Consider the following 22,287-nt stretch of genomic DNA (forward strand, 5'->3'; position numbering starts at 1 on the left):
GCCGCCGTACCGATGACATGACGTCGCCGGGAAAGCGGAAAGGCCCCGCCGGAGCGGGGCCTTTCGTCATGCTGTGGAGGCTGGAACACGACCTCCGGTCAGGAGACCGGGATCAGCTCTGGCCGCCGGCCAGCTTCTCGCGCAGCGCGGCGAGGGCCTCGTCGGAGGCCAGGGCGCCGCCACCACCACTCGTCTGCGAGGTGGTCTCGCCGCTGTAGGACGACGGAGCGGCCTCGCTGGCCGCCGCCTCCTCCTGGCGGGCCTTCTCGATCTGCGAGCGGTGCGCCTCGAAGCGGGCCTGGGCCTCGGCGTACTGCCGCTCCCACTCCTCACGCTGCTTGTCGAAGCCCTCGAGCCACTCGCCGGTCTCCGGGTCGAAGCCCTCGGGGTAGATGTAGTTGCCCTGGTCGTCGTAGGTCGCCGACATGCCGTACAGCGTCGGGTCGAACTCGACCTCGGCGCCGACGCCCTCGTTGGCCTGCTTGAGGGACAGCGAGATGCGGCGGCGGTCCAGGTCGATGTCGATGATCTTCACGAAGATCTCGTCGCCGACCTGCACGACCTGCTCCGGAATCTCCACGTGGCGCTCGGCCAGCTCGGAGATGTGGACCAGGCCCTCGATGCCCTCCTCGACCCGCACGAACGCACCGAACGGCACCAGCTTGGTGACGCGGCCCGGCACGACCTGGCCGATCTGGTGGGTCCGGGCGAACTGCTGCCACGGGTCCTCCTGCGTCGCCTTGAGCGACAGCGAGACCCGCTCGCGCTCCATGTCGACGTCGAGAACCTCGACGGTGACCTCCTGGCCCACCTCGACGACCTCGGACGGGTGGTCGATGTGCTTCCAGGACAGCTCGGACACGTGCACCAGGCCGTCGACGCCGCCGAGGTCCACGAACGCACCGAAGTTGACGATCGAGGACACGACGCCCTTGCGGACCTGGCCCTTCTGCAGGGTGTTGAGGAACGTCTGGCGAACCTCGGACTGGGTCTGCTCCAGCCAGGCGCGGCGGGACAGGACCACGTTGTTGCGGTTCTTGTCCAGCTCTATGATCTTGGCCTCGAGCTCGCGGCCGACGTACGGCTGCAGGTCGCGGACGCGGCGCATCTCCACCAGGGAGGCGGGGAGGAAGCCGCGCAGGCCGATGTCGAGGATCAGGCCGCCCTTGACGACCTCGATGACGGTACCGGTGACGATGCCGTCCTCGTCCTTGATCTTCTCGATCGTGCCCCAGGCGCGCTCGTACTGGGCGCGCTTCTTGGACAGGATGAGACGCCCTTCCTTGTCCTCCTTCTGGAGAACCAGGGCCTCGACGTGCTCTCCGACCTCGACAACCTCAGCGGGGTCGACATCGTGCTTGATCGAGAGCTCGCGCGACGGGATGACGCCCTCGGTCTTGTAGCCAATGTCGAGCAAGACCTCGTCTCGATCGACCTTGACAACGGTGCCTTCAACGATGTCGCCGTCGTTGAAGTACTTGATGGTCTCGTCGATCGCGGCGAGGAAGGCCTCCTCGGAACCGATGTCGTTGACCGCTACCTGCGGGGTGCTCGAGGTGGCCTCAGTGCTGCTCGTCATGTGTGGAATTGCTCCGAACCGGACAGATGTCGTTGTGACAGGAGCGCGGCGGGCCGTTTTTCGTTCACCGGATGATGCTGATTCCTGGTAGCCACCAGATGACCGAGCGCGAGCCCTCTCCGTCCGTGACGCGCGCGAGCCCACAACGCAGCGATCAGCATATGAGACGGAGCGAGCCGGGTCAATCCGAGGCAACCAGACGGGCCTCTAGTACGTGATCACCGACTTGGCCCGGGCCGGCGAGAGCGTTGCCCGCAGTTTGCGCGGCACAGACACACGGGCGGGATCCCCGTCCGACGTATAACGCTCCCCTGGGTGTTTGTCGAGCCAGTCGAGCCAGTAGGTCGTGCACCAGCGCCGGCATTCGCCTCGTTTTCCGTTGGACTGGATCCTCGGGATCGCGTAGCGCGGGAAACTTTTCGCGTAGGGCGAAACCGTCGGCTCCGCCCCGGCCAGGAAGACGCCGTCGAAGTGGTACTCGCTGCCATCCCACTTCCCGTCGTGCGCCCTGCTCAGCTTCCTCGGCCGCGAGCCGTACGGCAGCGCCATGGTCGTCGAGTCCGGCACGCCGATCTGCTTCAGCAGCCGCTCCTGCCGGACGATCTGCTCACTGACCTTCTGGTTCGAGAGCCGGCGGAGATCGGGGTGGGCATAGGTGTGGTTGGCCACCTCGAAACCATGGTCGAGCAGCCACTTCACCGCCTGTTGCTGCCGCTTGCGGTCGCGCAGGCCGAACGGGTCGCGGTTGACCCAGAAGGTGGCCGTGGGCCGGAAGTTCGGGTACTTCGCGGCGACCTCGTAGATGATGCCGACGGCCGTGTCGTTTTCCGGCATGCCGTTCTGGTCCATGGCGAAGTGGCTGGGGTGGCCGTCGTCGAAGGTCAGGACGACGGGATGGGCCCCCGCCGGAATGTCGATCTTCCTGGCGACCAGTTCGGCCGCGGTGACTGGCACGTAGCCGCTCTTGGCCAGGCGCTCAAGTTCCTTGCGCAACTGGTCGGGAGTGCGGTCGATGGACGCCCTCCGCTTGGGCAGGATGCGGTGATACATGATCACGGGCACCAGGCCGGCCTCGTTCGCCTTGACCCTCCTGGCCGACTCCGCGGTCGCCCTCGGCGGGGCCGCCGCACTGGACTTGGGCGACGGTGTTCGCGGGTGCGCCTGCACCTGTGACCGCCCCTCTCCCGAGGAGCGGGGCAGCAGCACAAGCGCGGCAAGTCCGATCACGACAACGACGACATTGGCGATTGCAGTCATCCGGGCAAGATTGCGCACAGTTATTTGACCTTACTGCCCGGCGTGTCCGCATTTCGCATGTGTTGCAATTTTCCTGTGGACTGGAGCCTGCGTGCCTGCGGACGGCACGGGCACGTCACCTACGCCCCGGACGAGGACGCGCTGCGCACCCGCCTGCGCGCCGAGACCGCGCTGGGCGAGGCGTGGCGCTGCCTGCGCTGCGGCGACTTCACTCTCGGCCCGCCACGCGCCGCCGGTCCGGCGGGCGACGCGCCCGTCGTGCTGCGGGGCCGGGCGCTGCGGGACGCCGCCGTGCTACGGCTGATCGCCGTCTTCCGCTGGACCAAGGCCGTGCTCGTGCTCGCCGGAGCGTACGGGGTGTGGCGGTTCCGGGCCCACCACGACGCCGTACGGCGGGCGTTCGACCAGGATCTCCCGCTGGTCAGGCCGCTGGCGCACAAGCTCGGGTGGAACCTCGACCAGTCGGGCGTGGTGCACACGCTGCGGACCGCGCTGGGCGCGCGGACGACGACCCTCACCTGGATCTTCCTCGCCCTGCTCGCCCTCGCGGCCCTGCTGCTGACCGAAGGGGCCGGCCTGTGGCTGCTGAAGCGGTGGGGCGAGTACTTCTCGGTGATCGTCACCTCGGCGTTCATCCCCGTGGAGATCTACGAGATCGCCGAGAAGGTGAGCCCGCTCCGGATCACGATCCTCCTGATCAACATCGCGGCCGTGCTGTACATCGCGCTGAGCAAGCGCCTGTTCGGCCTGCGGGGCGGGCGAGCGGCCTTCGAGGCGGAGCGGCACGAGGCGAGCCTGCTGGAGGTCGAGGAGGCGGGCCTGGCCGTGCATGGGCGAGACCACCGGGCCGCCCGCTCCACCGGCCACTCCTGACCGCTGCCCCCTAACCACTACTAACCCCTGCCCCCTGACCCCTGATCCGGCGGGCCCTCGGCCCGGTCGCCTCCGGGCGGACCCAGGCCGGCTGGACCCGCCGCGCACCCCACCGGGCGGGGCCGTGGTCCACCGCGGCGTTCCCGCGAGCGGTGGCCGGTCGGCGGGAAGGATCAGTGGCCGGCGTCCTCCCAGGTGGTCCCGACGCCCACGCTGACCTCCAGCGGCACGCTCAGGTCGTAGGCCCGGCACATCTGCGTGCGCACGACCTCGGTCAGCTCCTCCAGCTCGCCCGGCGCGACCTCGAACACCAGCTCGTCGTGGACCTGGAGCAGCATGCGGGAGCGCATGCCCTCGATCGCCCTCTGCACGTTCAGCATGGCGACCTTGATGATGTCGGCGGCCGAACCCTGGATGGGCGCGTTGAGCGCCATCCGCTCGGCCATCTCCCGGCGTTGCCTGTTGTCGCTGGTCAGGTCGGGCAGGTAGCGGCGGCGGCCCAGGATCGTCTCGGTGTAGCCGTCCGTGCGTGCCTGGGCGACGATCGACTCCAGGTAGTCGCGGACGCCGCCGAACTCCTCGAAGTATTCCTCCTTGAGCGCCCTGGCCTCCGCGACGGGGATGTTGAGCTGCCCCGACAGGCCGAAGTCGGACAGGCCGTAGGCGAGGCCGTAGTTCATGGCCTTGATCCGGGCGCGCAGGTCGGCGTCCACCTGCTCGGGCGGCAGGTCGAAGACGCGGGACGCGGTGGCCTGGTGGAAGTCGTGGCCCGACTCGAAGGCCGCGATCAGCGACTCGTCCCGGGACAGGTGCGCCATGATCCGCAGCTCGATCTGGCTGTAGTCGGCCGTCAGGAGCGTGTCGAAGCCCTCCCCCACCACGAAGCCCTTGCGGATGCGCCGGCCCTCGACGGTGCGGATCGGGATGTTCTGCAGATTGGGCTTCTCGCTCGACAGCCGCCCGGTGGCCGCCACGATCTGGTTGAACGTGGTGTGGATCCGCCCGTCGTCGGCGATCTCCTTGATCAGGCCCTCGACCGTGGTGCGCAGCTTGGTCTGGTCGCGGTGGCGCAGCAGGATCACCGGCAGCTCGTTGTCGGTCTGCTGGGCCAGCCAGGCGAGCGCGTCGGCGTCGGTCGTGTAGCCCGTCTTGATCTTCTTGGTCTTCGGCAGGCCGAGCTTGCCGAAGAGGATCTCCTGCAGCTGCTTGGGCGAGCCGAGGTTGAACTGCTCCCCCACCGCCTGGTGGGCGGCCTCGACCGCCTGCTTGACGGCCGCGCCGAACTCCGCCTCCAGCGCCGCGAAGTACTGCCGGTCGGCGGCGATGCCGTCCCGCTCCAGCTCGGCCAGCACCCGCACCAGGGGCAGCTCGACCTCGGTCACCAGCCGGGTGCCGCCGCGCTTGGACAGGTGCGCCTCCAGCGCGTCGGCCAGGTCGCGCACGGCCTGGGCCCGCAGGGCCAGGTCCCGGGCCGCGCCCTCGTCGGCGTCATCGAACAGGGAGGTCTGCCCGCCGGGCGCGGACTCGGCCCGCAGCTCGCGATGGAGGTAGCGCAGGACCAGGTCCTCCAGGGGGAACGACCGCTGCCCCGGCATCGCCAGATAGGCGGCGAGCGCCGTGTCGCAGGTGAGGCCGCGCAGGTCGAGGCCGTGTGCCCACAGCGCGAGCAGCGGCCCCTTGGCGTCGTGCACGGCCTTCGGCCGCTTCTCGTCGGCCAGCCAGCCGCCGAGCGCCGCCTCGTCCTCCTCCGTCAGCCGCGTGGGGTCGAGGTAGGCGGCGCCGTCCGGCCCCGCGATCGCGACGCCCTCCAGCCGTCCGGTGCCACTGCCGTAGGAGCCCTGGAAGGCCAGCCCGGCGCGGGCTCCGGGGATGGCCGCCAGCCAGCCGGCCACCTGGCCCGGCTCCAGCACCGTCACCTCGAGCTCGAAGCCCTCGCCGGCCTCCGGCTCGGTGGTGCCGAGGACCTTGAACAGACGCTCGCGCAGCTCCCCGCGGATCTGCACCGCGTCGAGGAGCTTGTTGACCTCCTCGCGGTCCCACAGGCCCATGGTGAGCGCGGACACCTCGGCGTCGACCGGGGCGTCGCGCTTCAGCTCGGTCAGCATCCGGTTGTGGATCACCTGGCCGAGGTGCTCGCGCAGCTTGTCGCCGACCTTGCCCTTCACCTCGTCGGCCCGCCGGACCAGCTCGTCCAGCGAGCCGTACTCGACGATCCACTTGGTGGCGGTCTTCTCCCCCACGCTCGGGATGCTCGGCAGGTTGTCGCTGGGGTCGCCGCGCAGGGCCGCGAAGTCGGGGTACTGGGCCGGGGTGAGGCCGTACTTCTCCATGACGGCGCCGGGGGTGAAGCGGGTCATGTCGCTGATGCCCCGCCTGGTCATCAGCACCGTGATCTTCTCGTCGACGAGCTGGAGCGCGTCGCGGTCGCCGGTCACGATGAGCACGCTCATGTCCTCGCCGGAGGCGCGCGTCGCCAGCGTCGCGATCAGGTCGTCCGCCTCGAAGCCCGGCTCCGACAGCCGCGGGATCCGCAGCGCGTCGAGCAGTTCGAAGATGAGCTGCATCTGGCCGCGGAAGTCCTCGGGGGTCTCCGCCCGGTTGGCCTTGTAGCCGTCGTACGCCTCGTGCCTGAAGGTGGGCTCGCTCCGGTCGAAGCAGACCGCGACGTGACTCGGCTGCTCGTCGCGCAGGATGTTGGCCAGCATCGAGGTGAAGCCGTACACCGCTTCGGTGTGCTGACCGTCCGTGGTCATGAGGTTCGCGTCCTTCAACGCGTAGAACGCGCGATAAGCAAGAGAATGCCCGTCCAGGAGCAGCAGACACGGACGGGTGGGGGTCGCTTCACTCTTCGGCACACCCGCAGCCTAGTCTCCCTGTACGACAGAAAACCCGTGCTCTTCCCACAGGAGGCGTCCCCTTGACCTTGACGGATCCCGAGGAACTGACGGCGTCGATGAACGCGTCCGGGGACCACCTGCACCAGCGGATGGGCATCACGATCCTGGAGGCGAGCGCCGACCGGGTGGTCGGCCGCATGCCCGTCGAGGGCAACACCCAGCCGCACGGCCTGCTGCACGGCGGAGCCTCCTGCGTGCTGGCCGAGACGCTCGGCTCGACCGGCGCCGCCCTGCACGCCGGAGCGGGACGGGTGGTGGTCGGCATCGAGATCAACGCCACCCACCACCGCTCCGCCTCCTCCGGCGACGTCACCGCCGTCGCCACCCGCGTGCACGGCGGCCGGACGCTCGCGACGTACGCCATCGAGATCACCGACGCCGAGGGCCGCACGGTCTGCACGGCCCGTCTGACCTGCATGATCAGGGACGCTCGCTGAGGCCGGGATGCGCGCGGGCCGGACTCGCCCGCGCGGCGGCCAGGCAAGCACCACGAAACCCCCTTACGACGCATTGGGCCTCATAGCGGAACGGCTTGCGACTCTCTTTGCACGGGAGTCGCTCCGGTCGCTACCGTTGTGGCTCCAGAGCCCGTGGGAGACCGAGTAGACAACGTGCGGAGCCGGGGAAGCTGTGTACGGTCCCAAAGGTCCTCCCACGGGCTCATGCCTTCTCGGCACCAAATCTCAGCACCCATCCCCGGTTGACTCCTTACATGCCCTGACCTGCGAACCCTTTCTCACGTCAGTGACACACCATGGTCACCAATTGGTGACGAACGACCCCGAAACGGGCGTCTCAGGCTTATGCTCCGGCCACAACATCGCAGCAACCTGACCGATGTTGCGCGTCCGCAGTGGGGGCACGACCCCGCCATGACCTGAACAGAGGGAGCACCATTGCGCAGAGCCGTGATCGCGTTCACGGCCTTCCTGGGTGGACTCGTCTTTCTCCTCTCCTCCCCCGCCTGGGCGGACGGGGAGGCCCTGAAGGGCACACTCCAAAACCAAGGCCAGCCGGTGAACGGCGTCAAGATCAGCGTGGCGGGCGAAGACGGCAAACCCGTCGGCGACGCCACCACGGGTGCCGACGGCAAGTGGGAGATGCCGGTCCCCAAGGCGGGCACATACAAGGTCACACTTGACCAGTCGACGCTCCCCCAGGGAGTCGCGCTGAAGTTCAAGGATCGGGCCACCCTGAACGTCCAGGTCTACGACGGAAGCGAGCGCAACGTCCTGTTCGCCCTCGCCCCTGCCGGCGAGCAGGGCGGGGCCGCCGCGGCGTCCTCGGACTCCTCCTCCTTCTGGGACCGGGTCGCCCAGCTCACCTTCGAGGGCTTCAACCTCGGACTCATCATCGCCCTCGCGGCCATGGGCCTCTCGCTGGTCTTCGGCACCACCGGGCTCACCAACTTCGCCCACGGCGAGTTGCTCACGTTCGGCGCGATGTGCGCCTACTTCTTCAACGTGGTCGTGGGACTCCCGCTCGTCTGGGCCGCGGTGATCTCGGTCGTGATCGGCGGGGTCTTCGGGTACGGCCAGGACCGGTTCTTCTGGGGGCGGCTGCGCAGACGCGGCAGCAGCCTGGTGGCCATGATGATCATCTCGATCGGCCTGGCCCTGTTCCTGCGCTACGTCTTCCTCTTCTTCTTCGGCGGCGAGGGCGCCCCGTACGCCGAATACAACGCCCAGCCAGGCATCCAGGTCGGCCCGATCTCCGCCGCGCCGAAGAACTTCATCGCGATGGGCATCGAACTCGCCGTGCTCGTCTTCGTCGGGGTCGCGCTGCTCAAGACCCGCGTCGGCAAGGCGGCCCGGGCTGTCGCCGACAATCCCGCCCTGGCGGCCTCCTCGGGCATCAACGTCGACGGCGTCATCCGGATCATCTGGACCGTCGGCGGCGCCGTCGCCGCGCTCGCGGGCGTCATGCTCGGCCTCGCGCAGAACGTCAGCTACCAGATGGGCTTCCAGGTCCTGCTGCTGGTCTTCGCGGGCGTCACCCTCGGCGGCCTCGGCACCGCGTTCGGCGCCCTGGTCGGCTCCATCGTCGTCGGCCTGTTCATCCAGCTGTCCACGGTCGTGGTGCCGACCGAGCTGAAGACGGTCGGCGCGCTGCTGGTGCTCATCCTCGTCATGCTCTTCCGGCCGCAGGGCATCCTCGGCCGGCGCGAGCGCATCGGCTGATCGGAGACCACACGTGGACTGGACCACAATCCTCATCACCACGGTCAAGGCCTCGATCGGCCTGGAGACCGTCGTCTACGCGCTCGCCGCGATCGGCATCAACATCCAGTTCGGCTACGCCGGGCTGCTCAACTTCGGCCAGGCGGCTTTCCTCGGCGTCGCCGCGTACGGCATGGCCGTCACCGTGGCCACCTTCCACCTGCCGTTCTGGCTCGGCATCGTGATCGGCCTGGCGGCCACCGTCGTGCTGGCCTTCCTGCTCGGCATCCCCACCCTGCGGCTGCGCGCCGACTACCTCGCCATCGTCACCATCGCGGCGGCCGAGATCGTCCGGCTCGTCTTCAGGTCGGTCAAGTTCAGCAGCGTCTTCGGCGGCTCGGACGGCCGGCAGAACTTCTCCGGCGACTTCTTCGCGATGAACCCCTACTCCCCCGGCACGTACGGCATAGGCCCGATCAGCTTCAACGAGCGGGTGACGTGGGTGCTGACCGTCGGCTGGGTGCTCATCGCGATCGCCTGCGGACTGGTCTACCTGCTCATGAAGAGCCCCTGGGGCCGCGTGCTCAAGGCCATCCGCGAGGACGAGGACGCCGTGCGCAGCCTCGGCAAGAACGTCTTCTCCTACAAGATGCAGGCCCTCGTGCTCGGCGGCGTGGTCGGCTGCCTCGGCGGCTTCCTGTTCGCGCTCGGGCAGGCGTCGGTGCAGCCCGACTTGTTCAGCACGGAGTTCACCTTCTACGCGTACACGATCGTGATCCTCGGCGGCGCGGCCCGCGTCTTCAGCCCCGTCGTCGGCGCCGCGATCTTCTGGGTGCTGCTGGTCTTCGTCGGGAACACGCTCAGCGAGGCCGTCTCCGCCGGCCTGCTCCCCTCGTTGTTCACCGTGAACAACATCGGCGCGGTCCGCTTCATGCTGGTCGGTCTCGGCCTGATGCTCCTGCTCATCTTCCGGCCTCAGGGCATCTTCGGCGACAAGAGGGAGATCGCGCTCGATGCACGCTGACACCACCCCGTCCAGGAAGGCGGCGGCGCTGGCCGCCTTCGCGGGCCTCGACCGCGAGCCCGGCGTTCCCAAGCCCGACCCGATCCTCGTCGTCGACAAGGTCGTACGCCGGTTCGGCGGCCTCACCGCCGTCAACGTCGACCACGTGGAGATCCAGCGCGGGTCGATCACCGCGCTGATCGGCCCGAACGGCGCCGGCAAGACGACGTTCTTCAACCAGCTCACCGGCTTCGACAGCGCCGACGAGGGGTCCTGGGCCTTCAACGGCAAGCAGCTGAAGGGCGTGCCCGCCCACCGGGTGGCCCGTGCGGGCATGGTCCGCACGTTCCAGCTCACCAAGGCCCTGTCGAAGCTCACCGTCATGGAGAACATGCGGCTCGGCGCGCAGAACCAGCGCGGCGAGAACTTCTTCCGCGCGCTCATCCCGGGCAGCTGGCGCAATCAGGAGGACGAGATCACCGAACGCGCCGAGGAGCTCCTCGAGCGCTTCAAGCTCGCCGCCAAACGCGACGACTTCGCCGGCTCGCTGTCCGGCGGCCAGCGCAAGCTGCTGGAGATGGCGCGGGCCCTGATGGTCGGCCCCGAGCTGGTCATGCTGGACGAGCCCATGGCGGGCGTGAACCCGGCCCTGACCCAGTCGCTCCTCGGGCACGTGAAGGACCTGCGCGAGGAGGGCATGACGGTGCTCTTCGTGGAGCACGACATGGACATGGTCCGCGACATCAGCGACTGGGTGGTCGTGATGGCCCAGGGCGCCGTCATCGCGGAGGGCCCGCCGGACACCATCATGTCGGACTCGCGCGTCATCGACGCCTACCTGGGCGCCCACCACGACGCGCCGATGTCCGCCGAGGAGTTCGAGGAGCAGCTGCAGGAGGCCGAGGCCGAGCTGGAGGCCGAGATCGAGGAGAAGGCATGACCGCCCCCACGCCGGACAACGGCGCCGAGCCGGACCGCGTCCCCACCCCGGAGGACGCCGCGGAGCCGGACCGCGCCTCCACGCCGGACAACCCCGAAGAGCAGGTCTCACAGGCGGCCGTCGTCGACCGCTCCGACCACCTCGCCGGCGCCGAGAAGGCGCTCCTGCGGGCCGACGAGCTGTACGCCGGCTACATCCCCGGGGTCAACATCCTCAACGGCGCCGACCTGTACGTGAAGAAGGGCGAGCTGATCGGCATCATCGGCCCGAACGGCGCCGGGAAGTCGACCCTGCTGAAGACCCTGTTCGGGCTCGTGCCGGTGCGCAGCGGCTCGGTCATCCTGAACGGCGAGGACATCACCAGCCTCAAGGCCCACTCGCTGGTGGCCCGCGGGGTCGGCTACGTCCCGCAGACGAACAACGTCTTCCCCAGCCTCACCATCGAGGAGAACCTCGAGATGGGCGCCTACCAGGTGCCCGGAAAGTTCAAGGAGCGGTTCGAGTTCGTCTGCGAGATCTTCCCCGCGCTCCGCGAGCGCCGCAAGCAGCGCGCCGGTTCGCTGTCCGGCGGTGAGCGGCAGATGGTCGCCATGGGCCGTGCGCTCATGACCGAGCCATCGGTCCTGCTCCTGGACGAGCCGTCCGCGGGCCTGTCGCCCAAGCTGCAGGACCTGGTCTTCATCCAGGCCCAGCAGATCAACAAGGCCGGCGTGACCGTCATCATGGTCGAGCAGAACGCGCGCCGCTGCCTGCAGATCTGTCACCGGGGCTACGTGCTCGACCAGGGCCGCAACGCCTACATGGCCAGCGGTAGCGACCTGATCAACGATCCCAAGGTCATCCAGCTCTACCTGGGCACCCTCGCCCGGGCCTGAGCCTTCCTCCGAGGGCCCCGGCGCACCCGCGCCGGGGCCCTCGTCGTACGTCTGTGACCTCATCCGCACCTGATCGGCGACCGCCGGGGCCACAATGAGCCGTATGACCCGAACCCCCCTCAGGGCGGCACTGGTCGTCGCGGCGCTGGCGGCGGGCCTGTCCGCCTGCCAGGCGCCGTCCTCCGGGCCGCGGACCTCCCCCGCCTCCCCCGCCGCCTCGCCGGCCGCCACCGGCGCGATCTACGTCACCGGCGCGAAGGCCGGGGACGATCCCTGCGCCCGCGTGGTGTCCGCCATCGGCTACCTGGGGTTGTCGCTGCTGCCGCCGGGGCAGGAGGAGGCCCAGCACTGGGACGGCGACGTACGCGGCCGGTTCGGTTACCTGCGCGGCACGCTGGAGATGTACGGCACCCGTCTGCCGGCGCCGGCCAAGGACGCCGTCGCGGCCGTCGACGGCGTCGCGCGGACCCTGTCCCGGGCCGGCACGGCCGCTTCCCGGCGTCCGGGCCTGTTGCGCCGGTATCGCGCGGCGTCCGCCGCGGTCCTGGCCGCCTGCGGCCGTTCCTGACCCGGGCACGGGGTGTCACGCGGAACGGATCGGCCGCGAGAACGCGGAAGGGGCCCGCTCCATCGAGCGGGCCCCTTCGTGCTGTGGATCAGCCGTGCTGTGGATCAGCCGGCGATCTTGCCGGTGTTGAAGGCGACGTTCTTGTTGGTGTTGTCGGCGCCGTACTCGTAGATGCCGATCGTCGCCTCGGCCGGGTCACCGGCCTCGTTGAACTCGATCGGACCGGACGCGCCGTCGAAGTCGATGTCCTTGCCGGCCGACAGCAGGTCGTTGCAGGACTTGAAGTCCTTGCACTTCTCGCCGCCGCTGGAGACCTCCTGCAGCTTGGCCGCGATGTCCGCCGGCGCGTCGCTCTTGGCCGCGACGGCCGCGAGCGCGCTGAGGATCGTGGCGTCGTACGACTCGGGGCCGTAGTTGAAGTCCTTGAGGTTCGGGTCGATCGTCATCAGCTTGGCCTTGAAGTCGTCGGAGACCTGGGCGCCCGGCTGGGTGCCCTTCGCGCCGTCGAGCGTGCCCTTGGGGAAGCCGTCCTTGCCCGTGCCGTAGTTGGACAGGTTGCCGTCGACGAAGTAGTACTTGACCTTCTTGGCGGTCAGGCCCTGCTTGACGAGCTCAGGAATGATCTTCTTGGTCTCGTCGAAGCCGATCAGCGCGATGGCCTTGGGGTTGGCTTCCTTGATCTTGGCGACGTCCGCCGAGTAGTCGGCCGCCTTCGGGTCGTAGATGACCTTCTCCACGACCTGGCCGCCGCCGCCCTCGACCGCCTTCTGGACGTTGTCCGCGAGGCCCGTGCCGTACGCGTCCTGGAGGGCCAGGATGCCGACCGTGTCGTTGCCGTCGGCGAGGATCAGGTCGCCGAGGACGCGGCCCTGCAGCACGTCCGGCGGAGCCGTACGGAAGTACAGGCCCTTGTCGTTGTAGGTGGTGAACTGGTCGGAGGTGTTCGCCGGCGAGATCTGCACGACGCCCGCACCGGTGATCTTGTCGATGACCGACAGCGACACCGAGGACGAGGCGGCGCCCACGACCACATCGGCCTTCTGCTGCAGCAACTTGTCGACAGACTGGGACGCAATGTTGGTCGACGTGTCACCCGAGTCGGTGTCGATCTGGACCACCGGCTTGCCGAGGACACCGCCGGCGTCGTTGATCTCCTTCACCGCCAGCCCGACACCCGCGAACTCCGGCGGACCGAGGAAGGCGAGGGAACCGGTCTGCGGCAACAGCGTGCCGACGGTGAGAACGCCGTCGCCCTGCGCCGTGGCGGCGGCGGGCGCGGAGGACGACTGTGCCGCCGGTGCCGAGGAAGCCGGCGCGGCGCTGTCCTCGCCACCGCCACAGGCCGTCAGCGCGAGGCTGGCGGCCGCGGCGACGGCCAGCGCCCGCCCGAGGGGGGCAATGCGGATCATGAAGCATCTCCTTCATCCAGGCCCGGGAATCGTCAGCGCTGCCGACTGGTCCCGATCGAATGGCTGAAAGGTACATAGGCCGGGCACGGCCCGACCAGGGATGCATCAGAACTGTCCGCACTTGGATGCGGAGTCGTAATAACTCCTCAACTTAGCGGGACGGCCCCTGACCAGGAGTCTTCTCCTCCGGGTCCGGAAGGGGACGCTCAGGCGGGCGGCTGGGCCTCGCCGCCGCTCTCGTTCACCACGACCTGCGCGACCTGGCGCATGCTCATACGCCGGTCCATGGACGCCTTCTGGATCCACCGGAAGGCCTGGGGCTCGGTCCACCCGTGCTGGGCCATGAGCAGGCCCTTCGCCCGCTCCACGAGCTTCCTGGTCTCCAGCCGCTCCGACAGCGTGGAGACCTCCTTCTCCAGCGCGGCGATCTCCTCGTGCCTGCTGACCGCCATCTCGATCGCCGGAACCAGGTCGCCCTTGGTGAACGGCTTGACCAGGTAGGCCATCGCGCCCGCGTCCCTAGCGCGTTCGACCAGGTCGCGCTGGGAGAACGCGGTGAGGATGAGGCACGGCGCGATCCGTTCGGAGACGATGCGCTCGGCCGCCGAGATCCCGTCGAGCACGGGCATCTTGACGTCGAGGATCACCAGATCGGGGCGGAGCTCCATGGCGAGCTTGACCGCCGTCTCACCGTCGCCGGCCTCGCCGACCACGGCGTAACCGTCCTCTTCGAGCATCTCCTTCAGGTCGAGGCGGATCAGTGCCTCGTCTTCCGCGATCACCACTCGCCGCTGCGTACTCACGCACAAGAGGTTACCGACGTCCGCTACATTAGAACCACGCCAGGGGCCTCGTGAATGATCACCGTTTGGTAGGCTCCTGCGCGACGGGTTCGGACAAGTCACGCAATGTCCGGATTGAAGCCCCGGTACCCCAATTGGCATGAGGGAGCGGATTCAAAACCCGTACAGTGTGGGTTCGAGTCCCACCCGGGGCACTTTCACTCCTCGCGTTCGCCCGGAAACCGTCAGCGGCGACTGCAATGGCCGGCGACGTGTGACGATTCCACGACTCGCCGTCGGGCTCTCCGTCTCCTCGTCCGAACGGACTCAGGTGCCGGGGAGGAGACGGACGGCGTCGAGGGCGAGGGAGAGCTCGACCACGTCCAGCGGCCGGGCCAGCGACCGGCCGGTGAGCTGTTCGATGCGGCGCACCCGGTTGAAGACGGTGTTGCGGTGACAGTAGAGCTCGGCCGCCGCCCGGGCCGCGGACCCCTCGCAGCGCAGCCACGCCTCCAGCGTCGCCAGCAGCACGCCGCCGTCGGGTGAGGCGATGATCGGGCCGAGGACGCCGCCCGCGAGGTGCCCGGCCAGCTCCGGCTGGCAGACCACCAGGGCGGCGGGCAGCCGCCGGTCGAGCCGCGCGACCTCCGGCGCGCTTCCCGAGCAGGTGCGCATGGCCACCTCCGCCAGGCGGCGGGCCGTGCCGAGGTCGGCGAGGCTCTCCACCACCGGACTGACGCCGGCGCTCGCGCAGACGACCGGGGTGATGGCGGCCACCAGGTCGTCCAGCTCCCGGTCGCCGAGGTACACGACCGCCATCTCCAGGTCCGGGCGCATGCGCCACAGGAAGCGCAGCCCGCCGATCTCGTCGGGGCGGTGCACGCGGTCGGGCTGCGCGGGCAGCCGCGTTGTGACGACCGCATAGCGGCCGTGCTCCGGCAGGCCGAGGGCGCCGGCGGCCACGCCGGCCACCGCCGCGTCGGCGCGGCCCTCCAGGAGGGCGTCGAGCATGGCGTTGACGCGCTGGTTGGTCCGGCCGAGCAGCTCGTTCTCCCGGCGGCGGTAGGCGTCGGCCGCCGCCACGGCCTGGCGGTCGATGGCGTGCCACACATGGGTGGCGCTGCGCAGCAGGGCGGGCAGCCGCTCCTGCCCCTGGTCGCCAATGATGTCGATCACGCCGTTCCAGGTGACCTGCGCGGCCAGGCGGTAGCTGCGCATGAGCGAGTCCAGCGGAAGCCCGAACTCGGCCCGCCTGCGCCCGACCGTCTGGGCGTAGGCGACGTCGCGCCGCTCGTGCCGGGGCTGCAGGATCGCGGTGATGCCGACCCGCAGCCCTTCATGGGTGCTCTTCCAGTGGTCCTCGTAGGGGACCGTCATGCGGTAGGCCTCGTCGCTGTCCCTGCCGCGCTTCACCAGCTCGTCGGCGAGCCGGGGTAGCCGTTCCAGCAGTCCTGCGGCGGAGGTCCGCAGCAGTTCCCGGACCTCGGAGTCCGTCCTGGACCTCATGCCCCGAATGTGCCAGCCGGCAGCGTCCGGAACAAGGTTCGGTTCTCGTTTCGTGATGCGGGATTGTGCTGGAGCACAGGACACGACCGGCGGGCATGGGCTGGGGTCCCGACTTGACTCCCGGCGCTGGACGGCCCTCGACCGCGCTGGGTTGGGTGTGCCTTCATCGAAGTCACAGGAGGCGCGGATGTCTGGTGAGGCGGGCCCGGCGAGCGGCGGCCCGGGGAAGCGGGGCCTCGAGGTCGTCGGCCTGGAGGTGCGGTACGGCCCCGTGCGCGCCCTGCGCGGCGTCCACCTGGCCGTGCCCCGGGGCGCGGTGGCCGCGGTGCTCGGCGCGAACGGCGCGGGCAAGACGACGCTGCTGCGCGCGGTGTCGGGGACGCTGCGGTTCCACCGGGGCGCGATCACGTCGGGCACGGTCTCCTTCGGCGGGTCCCGCCTCGACGGCGCGCAGGCGGCGGCCGTCGTGCGGCGCGGCGTGGTCCAGGTGCCGGAGGGACGGCGGGTGTTCGCCCGGATGACCGTGGCGGAGAACCTGCGCGCCGGGGCGCTGGGCGTGCCCGGCAGGCGCGCGGCGGCGGCCCGCGAGCGGGTGCTGGAGCTGTTCCCGGTGCTGGCCGAGCGGGCGCACCAGCGCGCGGGCCTGCTGTCGGGCGGCGAGCAGCAGATGCTGGCGATCGGCCGGGCGCTCATGGCCGGTCCCTCGCTGCTGCTGCTTGACGAGCCCACGCTCGGACTGGCGCCGTTGATGGCGGCCCGGATCGCCGGCACCGTGCGGCAGATCAACGCCCAGGGCACGTCGGTGCTGCTGGTGGAGCAGAACGCGGCGATGGCGCTCGCGCTGGCCGAGCGGGCGTACGTGCTGGAGGTGGGCGAGGTGACGCTGTCGGGACCGGCGGCGGACCTGGCGGCCAGCGACGAGGTCCGCCGCCGCTACCTCGGCGTCGGCGCGCCCGATACAGACCGACCGGTCGGTACCGACCCCGGCGCCGCCGACGGCCACCAGAGCCGCGAGAGGCACGAGAGGACCAGGCTGGCGAGATGGACGGCATGACCCGCCACCGCGGCGAATCGCAGGCACACCCGGCGAGGCGCCTCCGCACGCCCCCGGCAAACCAACCGGTCGGTACGACAGGCGGGGACGGCCCGGCGCACCTCCTGGTCAGCGAGGTGACGGTCCGCTTCGCCGGGCTCACCGCGCTCGACGCGGTCAGCTTCACCGTGGCCCCCGGCAGCGTGCACGCGCTGATCGGCCCGAACGGCGCCGGCAAGTCCACCTGCTTCAACGTGCTGTCGGGCGTCTACCGCGTGACCTCAGGCAGCGTGCGCTTCGGCGGCGCCGAGCTGACCTCGCTGCGCCCGCACCGGGTGGCGGCGCTGGGCGTGGCCCGGACCTTCCAGAACATCGCCCTGTCCCCGCACCTCACGGTCCGCGACAACCTCATGCTCGGCCGGCACCGCCTCACCAGGGCGGGATTCGTCTCGGCCGGTCTGCGGCTGCCCTCGGCCAGGCGCGAGGCCGTACGGCACGGCGCGCGGGTCGAGGAGATCGCGGCGTTCGCGGGCGTCGGCGAGGCGCTGCCCGTCCCGGTGGGCCTGCTGCCGTACGGCGTGCAGAAGCGGGTGGAGCTGGCCCGGGCGCTGTGCATGGAACCGCGGCTGCTCCTGCTGGACGAGCCGGTCGCGGGGATGAACGGCGGCGAGCGGCGGGAGATGGCCGCCCTCATCCGGTCGGTGCGCGAGAGCCTCGGCATCTCGATCCTGCTGGTCGAGCACGACATGGGCATGGTCATGCGGATCGCCGACGCGGTGACCGTGCTCGACTTCGGCAGGCGGATCGCGGACGGCCCGCCCGAGGAGGTCCAGCGCGACCCCGAGGTCGTCCGCGCCTACCTCGGCGACTTCGGCGGGGAGGCGTGATGGCGGTCTTCCTGGAACTGCTCGTCAACGGGATCTCGGTCGGAGCCGTGTACGCGCTGATCGCGCTCGGCTTCGTGGTGATCTTCAAGGCGACCGAGGTGGTCAACTTCACGCACGCGTCGCTGCTGCTGGCCGGTGGCTATGTGATCGCCAGGCTGCACCCGCTGGTCGGGTTCTGGGCGGCGCTGGCGGCGGGGATCGCGGCGGCGGCGCTGGTCGGGGCGCTGGTGGAGTTCCTGATCCTGCGCCGGGCGCACGTCGGCTCGCGCGGCGTGCTGGCCATCGTCACGATCGGCGTGGACATCCTGCTCACGACCGAGCTCACCCGCCGGATCGGCACCGAGGTGCTCGCCCTGGGCGACCCCTGGGGCGACCGGGTGCTGCGTCTGGGCCCGATCACGGTCGCCGAGACCCGCGTCGTGGCCCTCGCGGTCGCCGCCGCGCTGATCGTGGCGTTCCTGCTCGCCTTCAAGTTCACCGGCTGGGGCGTGGCGATGCGTGCCACGGCCGAGGACGCCGAGACCGCCGCGCTGATGGGCGTGCGGCTCGGCCGGGTCTCGCTCAGCGCGTGGGCGGTCGCCGGGGCGCTGGCCGCGGTCGCGGCGATGTTCCTGTGCGTCTTCCCGACGCCGGGCCTCGACCGGGGCACGGCCGCGGCGGCGATGAAGGCCTTCCCCGCGGCCATCCTCGGCGGGCTCGACTCGACCACCGGGGCGCTGGCCGGAGGACTGATCGTGGGCGTCACCGAGACGCTGATGAGCGGTTACCAGAGCGAGCTCGCCTTCCTGGGCCGCGGCATCGGCGACGCGGCGCCGTTCCTCGTGATGATCGTGATCCTGCTGCTGCGGCCCTCCGGGCTGTTCGGCACGAAGGAGCCGGCCCGTGTCTGACTCCACACCCACAGCCGCGACGCCCACCCCCGCTACGCCCACACGGCCCGCGTACCGGCCCGCCGTGCTGCGCCTCCCGGCGCGGCCTATCCGGGCCGCGCTGTGGCTCACGGTGCTCGCGGCGGCCGTGGCGGTGCCGTTCTACCTGGAGGGGTTCTGGCTGCAGGCGGGGCTGTTCGCGATGTCGGCGGCGATCGGCGCCATCGGGATCAACCTGCTGACCGGGGCGACCGGGCAGCTGTCCCTGGGACATGCCTTCTTCCTCGCGGCCGGGGCGTACTCCTACGTCTACCTGTCGTCGGACCTGGGGCTGCCCACACCGCTCGCGGCCGTGGCGGCGGTGGCCGTCGCGGGCGTGTGCGGCGGACTGTTCAGCCCGATCGCGGGCCGCCTCAAGGGCGCCTACCTCGGCATCGCCACGCTCGCCCTGATCTTCGTCGGCCAGCACGTCCTGTTCAACGCCGAGCCGGTGACCGGCGGCTTCAACGGACGGCCGGTGCCGCCGATGGAGCTGTTCGGGTTCGTCTTCGCCGACACCCCGGAGCTGGTGGTGCTGAACGTGCCGTTCGGGTCGCTCGAACGGCTGTGGTTCCTCGGGATCGCGCTGCTCGCGGGCGCGGCGGCGTTCGCCCGGGGTGTGCTGCGCGGCCGTCCCGGCCTGGCGATGAACACGATCAGGGACCACGAGATCGCCGCGGGGGTCATGGGCGTCCCGGTCGCCCGGTACCGCGCGGGCGTGTTCGTCCTGTCGTCCATGTACGGCGGGCTCGCCGGGGTGCTGGTCGCCCTGGTCTTCCAGCAGGTCGTGCCGGACTACTTCGGCATGCTGCTGTCGCTCGACTACCTCGCGATGATCGTGATCGGCGGCCTGGGATCGGTCGCCGGGGCGGTCGCCGGGGCCGCGTTCGTCTCCCTGCTCCCCCAGCTGCTCACCCGCTACAGCGACGCGCTGCCGCTGGTGGCCGAGCCGGGTTCCGGCGGGGTCTCCCCCGCCGAGGCCGCGCGGATCCTCTACGGCGCCGCCGTCGTCGCGGTGGTGCTGTTCCTGCCCGGTGGTCTGGCCGGGCTCGCCACGCGGCTCGGCCGCGTTCGACTCAAGGAGCTCAAATGGGCGAAATCGGCACCCGCGCCGGCATCGCGGCGTTAGCCCTGCTGTCCCTGGCCGTCGCGACCTCGGCCGCGGGGTGCGCCAGCGATAAGGCGACGGGCGGCGCGGACGCCGGGGCGGTGAGCGGGGACGGGGTCAAGACCGGCCCCGGCGTCACGGCCACCACGATCACCGTGAGCGCGCTCACCGACCTGACCGGCCCGTACGCGTCGTTCGGCAAGAGCCAGACGCAGGCGCAGCAGCTGTACTTCGACCAGGTCAACGCCGGCGGCGGGGTCTGCGGCCGCAAGTACGAGCTGGTCGTCCGCGACCACGGCTACGACACGCAGAAGGCGGTGGCGGCCTACACCGAGGTCGCGCCCAGGTCGGCGGCGATCCCGCAGTTCATCGGATCTCCGATGATCACCGCGCTGAAGCAGCGCGTCGACGGCGACAGGCTGCTCACGATCCCGATGGCGTGGGCGACCACGTTGCTCGGCAGCCGGGCCATCCAGGTGACCGGCACGACGTACGACATCGACATGATCAACGGGGTCGAGTTCCTCACGAAGGAGAAGGGCGTCAAGTCCGGCGACAAGATCGGGCACCTGTACTTCGAGGGCGACTACGGCGAGAGCTCGCTGAACGGCTCGAAGTACGCCGCGGACAAGCTCGGCCTGCGGATCGTCGAGCAGAAGATCAAGGCGACCGACCAGGACATGAGCGCGCAGGTGGCGGCGTTCAAGGCGGCCGGGGTGAAGGCCGTGCTCGTCTCGGTGGGCCCCCGGCAGACGGCCTCGCTGGTCGGCGTGTCCCTCGCCAAGGGCATGGACGTGCCGTTCGTCGGCAGCAACTCGGCGTACTCGCCGCAGCTGCTCGGCACGCCGGCCGCGCCGGCCCTGCTCAAGGACTTCTACTACGTGACGGCGGGGACGCCGGTCAGCGTGAAGAACCCGGGAATGCGGAAGCTGGTGGCCGACTACCAGGCGAAGTACCCCGGCGAGACGCTCGACAGCGGTGTGGCCAGCGGCTGGAGCGCCGCGATGATCGTGGACGAGGCGATGAAGAAGGCGTGCGAGGCCAAGGACCTCAGCCGGGACGGCGTCCTGAACGCCCACCGCTCGCAGTCGAGCTTCGGCGGCGACTTCGGCACGCCGATGGACTTCACGTTCTTCGACAAGCCCGCCTCCCGCTCGTCGTACGTGCTCAAGCCCGACAAGGCGGCGCTCGGCGGCGCGGTGGTCTTCCGGGAGCCGGAGGTCTCCGAGCTGGCGAAGGACTACCCGGTGCCGGTGGGCTGACCCGCGAGGGGCCACGTCCGCGCCGGTGGGGCACTGGCTAGTATCCCCATGCCGAACAATCGTCTGGAGAATCGATGCGACGCACCATCTACGGCGAGGACCACGAGGCCTTCCGCGACTCCGTGCGGCAGTTCGTGATCCGCTCGGTCGCCCCGAGGGCCGAGGAGTTCATCGAGCGCCGGCTGATCGACCGCGAGGTGTGGCGGGAGGCCGGCCGGCAGGGACTCCTCGGCCTGGAGGTCCCCGAGGAGTACGACGGCGCGGCGGCGGGCGACTACCGCTTCAACGCCGTGCTCACCGAGGAACTGGCCGGGGTGGGCATGGCTCTGGCGTCCAGTTTCGGCATCCACTTCGACGTGGTCGCGCCGTACCTGGTGGAGCTGACGACGGACGAGCAGAGGAAGCGCTGGCTGCCGCCGTTCTGCTCGGGAGAGGTGATCACCGCGATCGGCATGACCGAGCCGAGCGGCGGGTCGGACCTGGCGGCACTGCGCACCACCGCCGTCAGGGACGGCTCCGACTGGATCATCGACGGCTCCAAGACGTTCATCACCAACGGCTACCAGGCCGACCTCGTCGTGGTCGCGGCCCGGACCAGCCCGGAGAAGCGGGCCAAGGGGATCACGCTGTTCGCGGTCGAGGAGGGCATGCCCGGCTTCCACCGGGGGCGCAAGCTGGACAAGGTCGGCCAGCCGGAGGCCGACACGGCCGAGCTGTTCTTCGAGGGCGTGCGGGTGCCGGCCGCCAACGTGATCGGCGAGGTGGACCGGGGGTTCGTCGCGATGATGGAGCGCCTCCCTCAGGAGCGCCTCGGCAGCGCCGTCACCAACATCTCGCACGCCGCCGCCGTGCTCGCCGAGACACTGTCGTACGTGAAGGAGCGCAAGGCGTTCGGCCAGGCGATCGGCAGCTTCCAGTACAACAAGTTCACCCTCGCCGACCTCGTGACGAAGGTCGAGGTGACCCGGGCGTACGTCGACCAGTGCGTGGCCGCCCACGCCGACGGCGAGCTGACGGCGGTCGACGCGGCCAAGGCCAAGATGTGGACCGCCGATGTGCAGAACCAGGTGATCGACGCCTGCGTGCAGCTCTACGGCGGCTACGGCTACATGAGGGAGTACCGCGTGGCGCGGGCATGGATGGACGCCCGGGTGACCCGGATCTGGGCGGGGTCCAACGAGATCATGCGTGAGATCGTCGGCCGGGATCTGGGCCTGTGAAGGACCGGGGAGCATATCCGC

At 70.1% G+C, this 22,287-nt stretch carries 19 protein-coding genes and 1 tRNA gene; 14 read left to right on the forward strand and 6 right to left on the reverse strand.

The genetic code is table 11. The features are described from left to right. Positions 1-112: 112 nt before the first annotated feature. Together rpsA and HHX30_RS00655 are read right to left on the reverse strand one after the other, a co-directional pair. On the reverse strand, positions 113-1,579 hold the full coding sequence (rpsA, locus tag HHX30_RS00650; protein WP_169978289.1) for a 30S ribosomal protein S1: 1,467 nt from the start codon (positions 1,577-1,579) through the stop codon (positions 113-115). 207 nt (positions 1,580-1,786) lie between these two features. Further along, entirely contained in the window at positions 1,787-2,836 is a 1,050-nt protein-coding gene (locus tag HHX30_RS00655; RefSeq protein ID WP_169978291.1) for a polysaccharide deacetylase family protein, read from the reverse strand. A 75-nt stretch (positions 2,837-2,911) separates the two neighbouring features. Between HHX30_RS00655 and HHX30_RS00660 the strand changes: the two genes are divergently transcribed. Then, entirely contained in the window at positions 2,912-3,709 is a 798-nt protein-coding gene (locus HHX30_RS00660) for a DUF2127 domain-containing protein (protein WP_211591419.1), read from the forward strand. Between the two features lie 173 nt (positions 3,710-3,882). On the opposite strand, the gene polA is transcribed toward HHX30_RS00660, so the two are convergent. Beyond that, positions 3,883-6,564 (reverse strand): DNA polymerase I, encoded by a 2,682-nt coding sequence (gene polA / locus HHX30_RS00665; RefSeq protein ID WP_169978294.1) that lies wholly within the window; start codon positions 6,562-6,564, stop codon positions 3,883-3,885. A gap of 98 nt (positions 6,565-6,662) precedes the next feature. Between polA and HHX30_RS00670 the strand changes: the two genes are divergently transcribed. The 6 genes from HHX30_RS00670 to HHX30_RS00695 all read left to right on the forward strand — a co-directional run bounded on the left by HHX30_RS00670 (position 6,663) and on the right by HHX30_RS00695 (position 12,151). Further along, on the forward strand, positions 6,663-7,043 hold the full coding sequence (locus HHX30_RS00670) for a PaaI family thioesterase (RefSeq protein ID WP_169979678.1): 381 nt from the start codon (positions 6,663-6,665) through the stop codon (positions 7,041-7,043). Between the two features lie 459 nt (positions 7,044-7,502). Beyond that, positions 7,503-8,786, forward strand: coding sequence for a branched-chain amino acid ABC transporter permease (locus HHX30_RS00675; protein ID WP_249349515.1), 1,284 nt, complete (start codon positions 7,503-7,505; stop codon positions 8,784-8,786). A gap of 13 nt (positions 8,787-8,799) precedes the next feature. Beyond that, the gene (locus tag HHX30_RS00680; RefSeq protein WP_169978296.1) at positions 8,800-9,789 is read left to right on the forward strand and encodes a branched-chain amino acid ABC transporter permease; all 990 of its coding nucleotides are present in this window, start codon (positions 8,800-8,802) and stop codon (positions 9,787-9,789) included. Next, complete coding sequence (locus tag HHX30_RS00685; RefSeq protein WP_169978298.1) at positions 9,779-10,708, forward strand: ABC transporter ATP-binding protein; 930 nt, start codon at positions 9,779-9,781, stop codon at positions 10,706-10,708. The genes HHX30_RS00680 and HHX30_RS00685 overlap by 11 nt, the downstream gene beginning before the upstream one ends. Then, positions 10,705-11,583 (forward strand): ABC transporter ATP-binding protein, encoded by an 879-nt coding sequence (locus HHX30_RS00690; RefSeq protein ID WP_169978300.1) that lies wholly within the window; start codon positions 10,705-10,707, stop codon positions 11,581-11,583. The genes HHX30_RS00685 and HHX30_RS00690 overlap by 4 nt, the downstream gene beginning before the upstream one ends. A gap of 103 nt (positions 11,584-11,686) precedes the next feature. Next, the gene (locus tag HHX30_RS00695; RefSeq protein ID WP_169978302.1) at positions 11,687-12,151 is read left to right on the forward strand and encodes a hypothetical protein; all 465 of its coding nucleotides are present in this window, start codon (positions 11,687-11,689) and stop codon (positions 12,149-12,151) included. A gap of 104 nt (positions 12,152-12,255) precedes the next feature. On the opposite strand, the gene HHX30_RS00700 is transcribed toward HHX30_RS00695, so the two are convergent. Further along, positions 12,256-13,560: an ABC transporter substrate-binding protein gene (locus HHX30_RS00700; RefSeq protein ID WP_169978304.1), complete on the reverse strand. Its 1,305-nt coding sequence runs from the start codon at positions 13,558-13,560 to the stop codon at positions 12,256-12,258. 206 nt (positions 13,561-13,766) lie between these two features. Next, a complete protein-coding gene (locus tag HHX30_RS00705; RefSeq protein WP_310741750.1) occupies positions 13,767-14,363 on the reverse strand; it encodes a response regulator in 597 nt (198 codons plus the stop codon). Positions 14,364-14,482: 119 nt separating this feature from the next. Between HHX30_RS00705 and HHX30_RS00710 the strand changes: the two genes are divergently transcribed. Next, positions 14,483-14,557: transfer RNA gene (locus HHX30_RS00710), tRNA-Leu, on the forward strand. Positions 14,558-14,669: 112 nt separating this feature from the next. Here HHX30_RS00710 and HHX30_RS00715 read toward each other — a convergent pair. Continuing rightward, positions 14,670-15,848, reverse strand: coding sequence for a CdaR family transcriptional regulator (locus HHX30_RS00715; RefSeq protein WP_169978308.1), 1,179 nt, complete (start codon positions 15,846-15,848; stop codon positions 14,670-14,672). Between the two features lie 187 nt (positions 15,849-16,035). Between HHX30_RS00715 and HHX30_RS00720 the strand changes: the two genes are divergently transcribed. From HHX30_RS00720 to HHX30_RS00745, 6 genes are all read left to right on the forward strand, one after another. Next, a complete protein-coding gene (locus HHX30_RS00720) occupies positions 16,036-16,902 on the forward strand; it encodes an ABC transporter ATP-binding protein (protein WP_169978310.1) in 867 nt (288 codons plus the stop codon). Between the two features lie 116 nt (positions 16,903-17,018). Beyond that, positions 17,019-17,768 carry an ABC transporter ATP-binding protein gene (locus HHX30_RS00725; protein ID WP_311921908.1) on the forward strand — a complete coding sequence of 250 codons (750 nt, stop codon included), beginning with the start codon at positions 17,019-17,021 and terminating at the stop codon, positions 17,766-17,768. Then, positions 17,768-18,658 (forward strand): branched-chain amino acid ABC transporter permease, encoded by an 891-nt coding sequence (locus HHX30_RS00730; RefSeq protein WP_169978312.1) that lies wholly within the window; start codon positions 17,768-17,770, stop codon positions 18,656-18,658. The genes HHX30_RS00725 and HHX30_RS00730 overlap by 1 nt, the downstream gene beginning before the upstream one ends. Before the next feature lie 64 nt (positions 18,659-18,722). After that, complete coding sequence (locus HHX30_RS00735; RefSeq protein WP_396703269.1) at positions 18,723-19,805, forward strand: branched-chain amino acid ABC transporter permease; 1,083 nt, start codon at positions 18,723-18,725, stop codon at positions 19,803-19,805. After that, on the forward strand, positions 19,766-21,046 hold the full coding sequence (locus tag HHX30_RS00740) for an ABC transporter substrate-binding protein (protein WP_169978316.1): 1,281 nt from the start codon (positions 19,766-19,768) through the stop codon (positions 21,044-21,046). Before HHX30_RS00735 ends, HHX30_RS00740 begins: the two co-directional genes overlap by 40 nt. A 74-nt stretch (positions 21,047-21,120) precedes the next feature. Beyond that, positions 21,121-22,266 (forward strand): acyl-CoA dehydrogenase family protein, encoded by a 1,146-nt coding sequence (locus HHX30_RS00745; protein WP_169978318.1) that lies wholly within the window; start codon positions 21,121-21,123, stop codon positions 22,264-22,266. Positions 22,267-22,287: the final 21 nt, after the last annotated feature.

This window comes from Microbispora sp. H10836 (assembly GCF_012999525.1).
Classification (GTDB): Bacteria; Actinomycetota; Actinomycetes; order Streptosporangiales; family Streptosporangiaceae; genus Microbispora.

Excerpts from the sequence above, each read along its gene's own strand:
- rpsA (WP_169978289.1), bottom strand. The coding sequence starts at position 1,579 with ATGACGAGCAGCACTGAGGCCACCTCGAGCACCCCGCAGGTAGCGGTC.
- HHX30_RS00655 (WP_169978291.1), bottom strand. The coding sequence starts at position 2,836 with ATGACTGCAATCGCCAATGTCGTCGTTGTCGTGATCGGACTTGCCGCG.
- HHX30_RS00670 (WP_169979678.1), top strand. The coding sequence starts at position 6,663 with ATGAACGCGTCCGGGGACCACCTGCACCAGCGGATGGGCATCACGATC.
- HHX30_RS00685 (WP_169978298.1), top strand. The coding sequence starts at position 9,779 with ATGCACGCTGACACCACCCCGTCCAGGAAGGCGGCGGCGCTGGCCGCC.
- HHX30_RS00690 (WP_169978300.1), top strand. The coding sequence starts at position 10,705 with ATGACCGCCCCCACGCCGGACAACGGCGCCGAGCCGGACCGCGTCCCC.
- HHX30_RS00695 (WP_169978302.1), top strand. The coding sequence starts at position 11,687 with ATGACCCGAACCCCCCTCAGGGCGGCACTGGTCGTCGCGGCGCTGGCG.
- HHX30_RS00700 (WP_169978304.1), bottom strand. The coding sequence starts at position 13,560 with ATGATCCGCATTGCCCCCCTCGGGCGGGCGCTGGCCGTCGCCGCGGCC.
- HHX30_RS00715 (WP_169978308.1), bottom strand. The coding sequence starts at position 15,848 with ATGAGGTCCAGGACGGACTCCGAGGTCCGGGAACTGCTGCGGACCTCC.
- HHX30_RS00720 (WP_169978310.1), top strand. The coding sequence starts at position 16,036 with ATGTCTGGTGAGGCGGGCCCGGCGAGCGGCGGCCCGGGGAAGCGGGGC.
- HHX30_RS00730 (WP_169978312.1), top strand. The coding sequence starts at position 17,768 with ATGGCGGTCTTCCTGGAACTGCTCGTCAACGGGATCTCGGTCGGAGCC.
- HHX30_RS00740 (WP_169978316.1), top strand. The coding sequence starts at position 19,766 with ATGGGCGAAATCGGCACCCGCGCCGGCATCGCGGCGTTAGCCCTGCTG.
- HHX30_RS00745 (WP_169978318.1), top strand. The coding sequence starts at position 21,121 with ATGCGACGCACCATCTACGGCGAGGACCACGAGGCCTTCCGCGACTCC.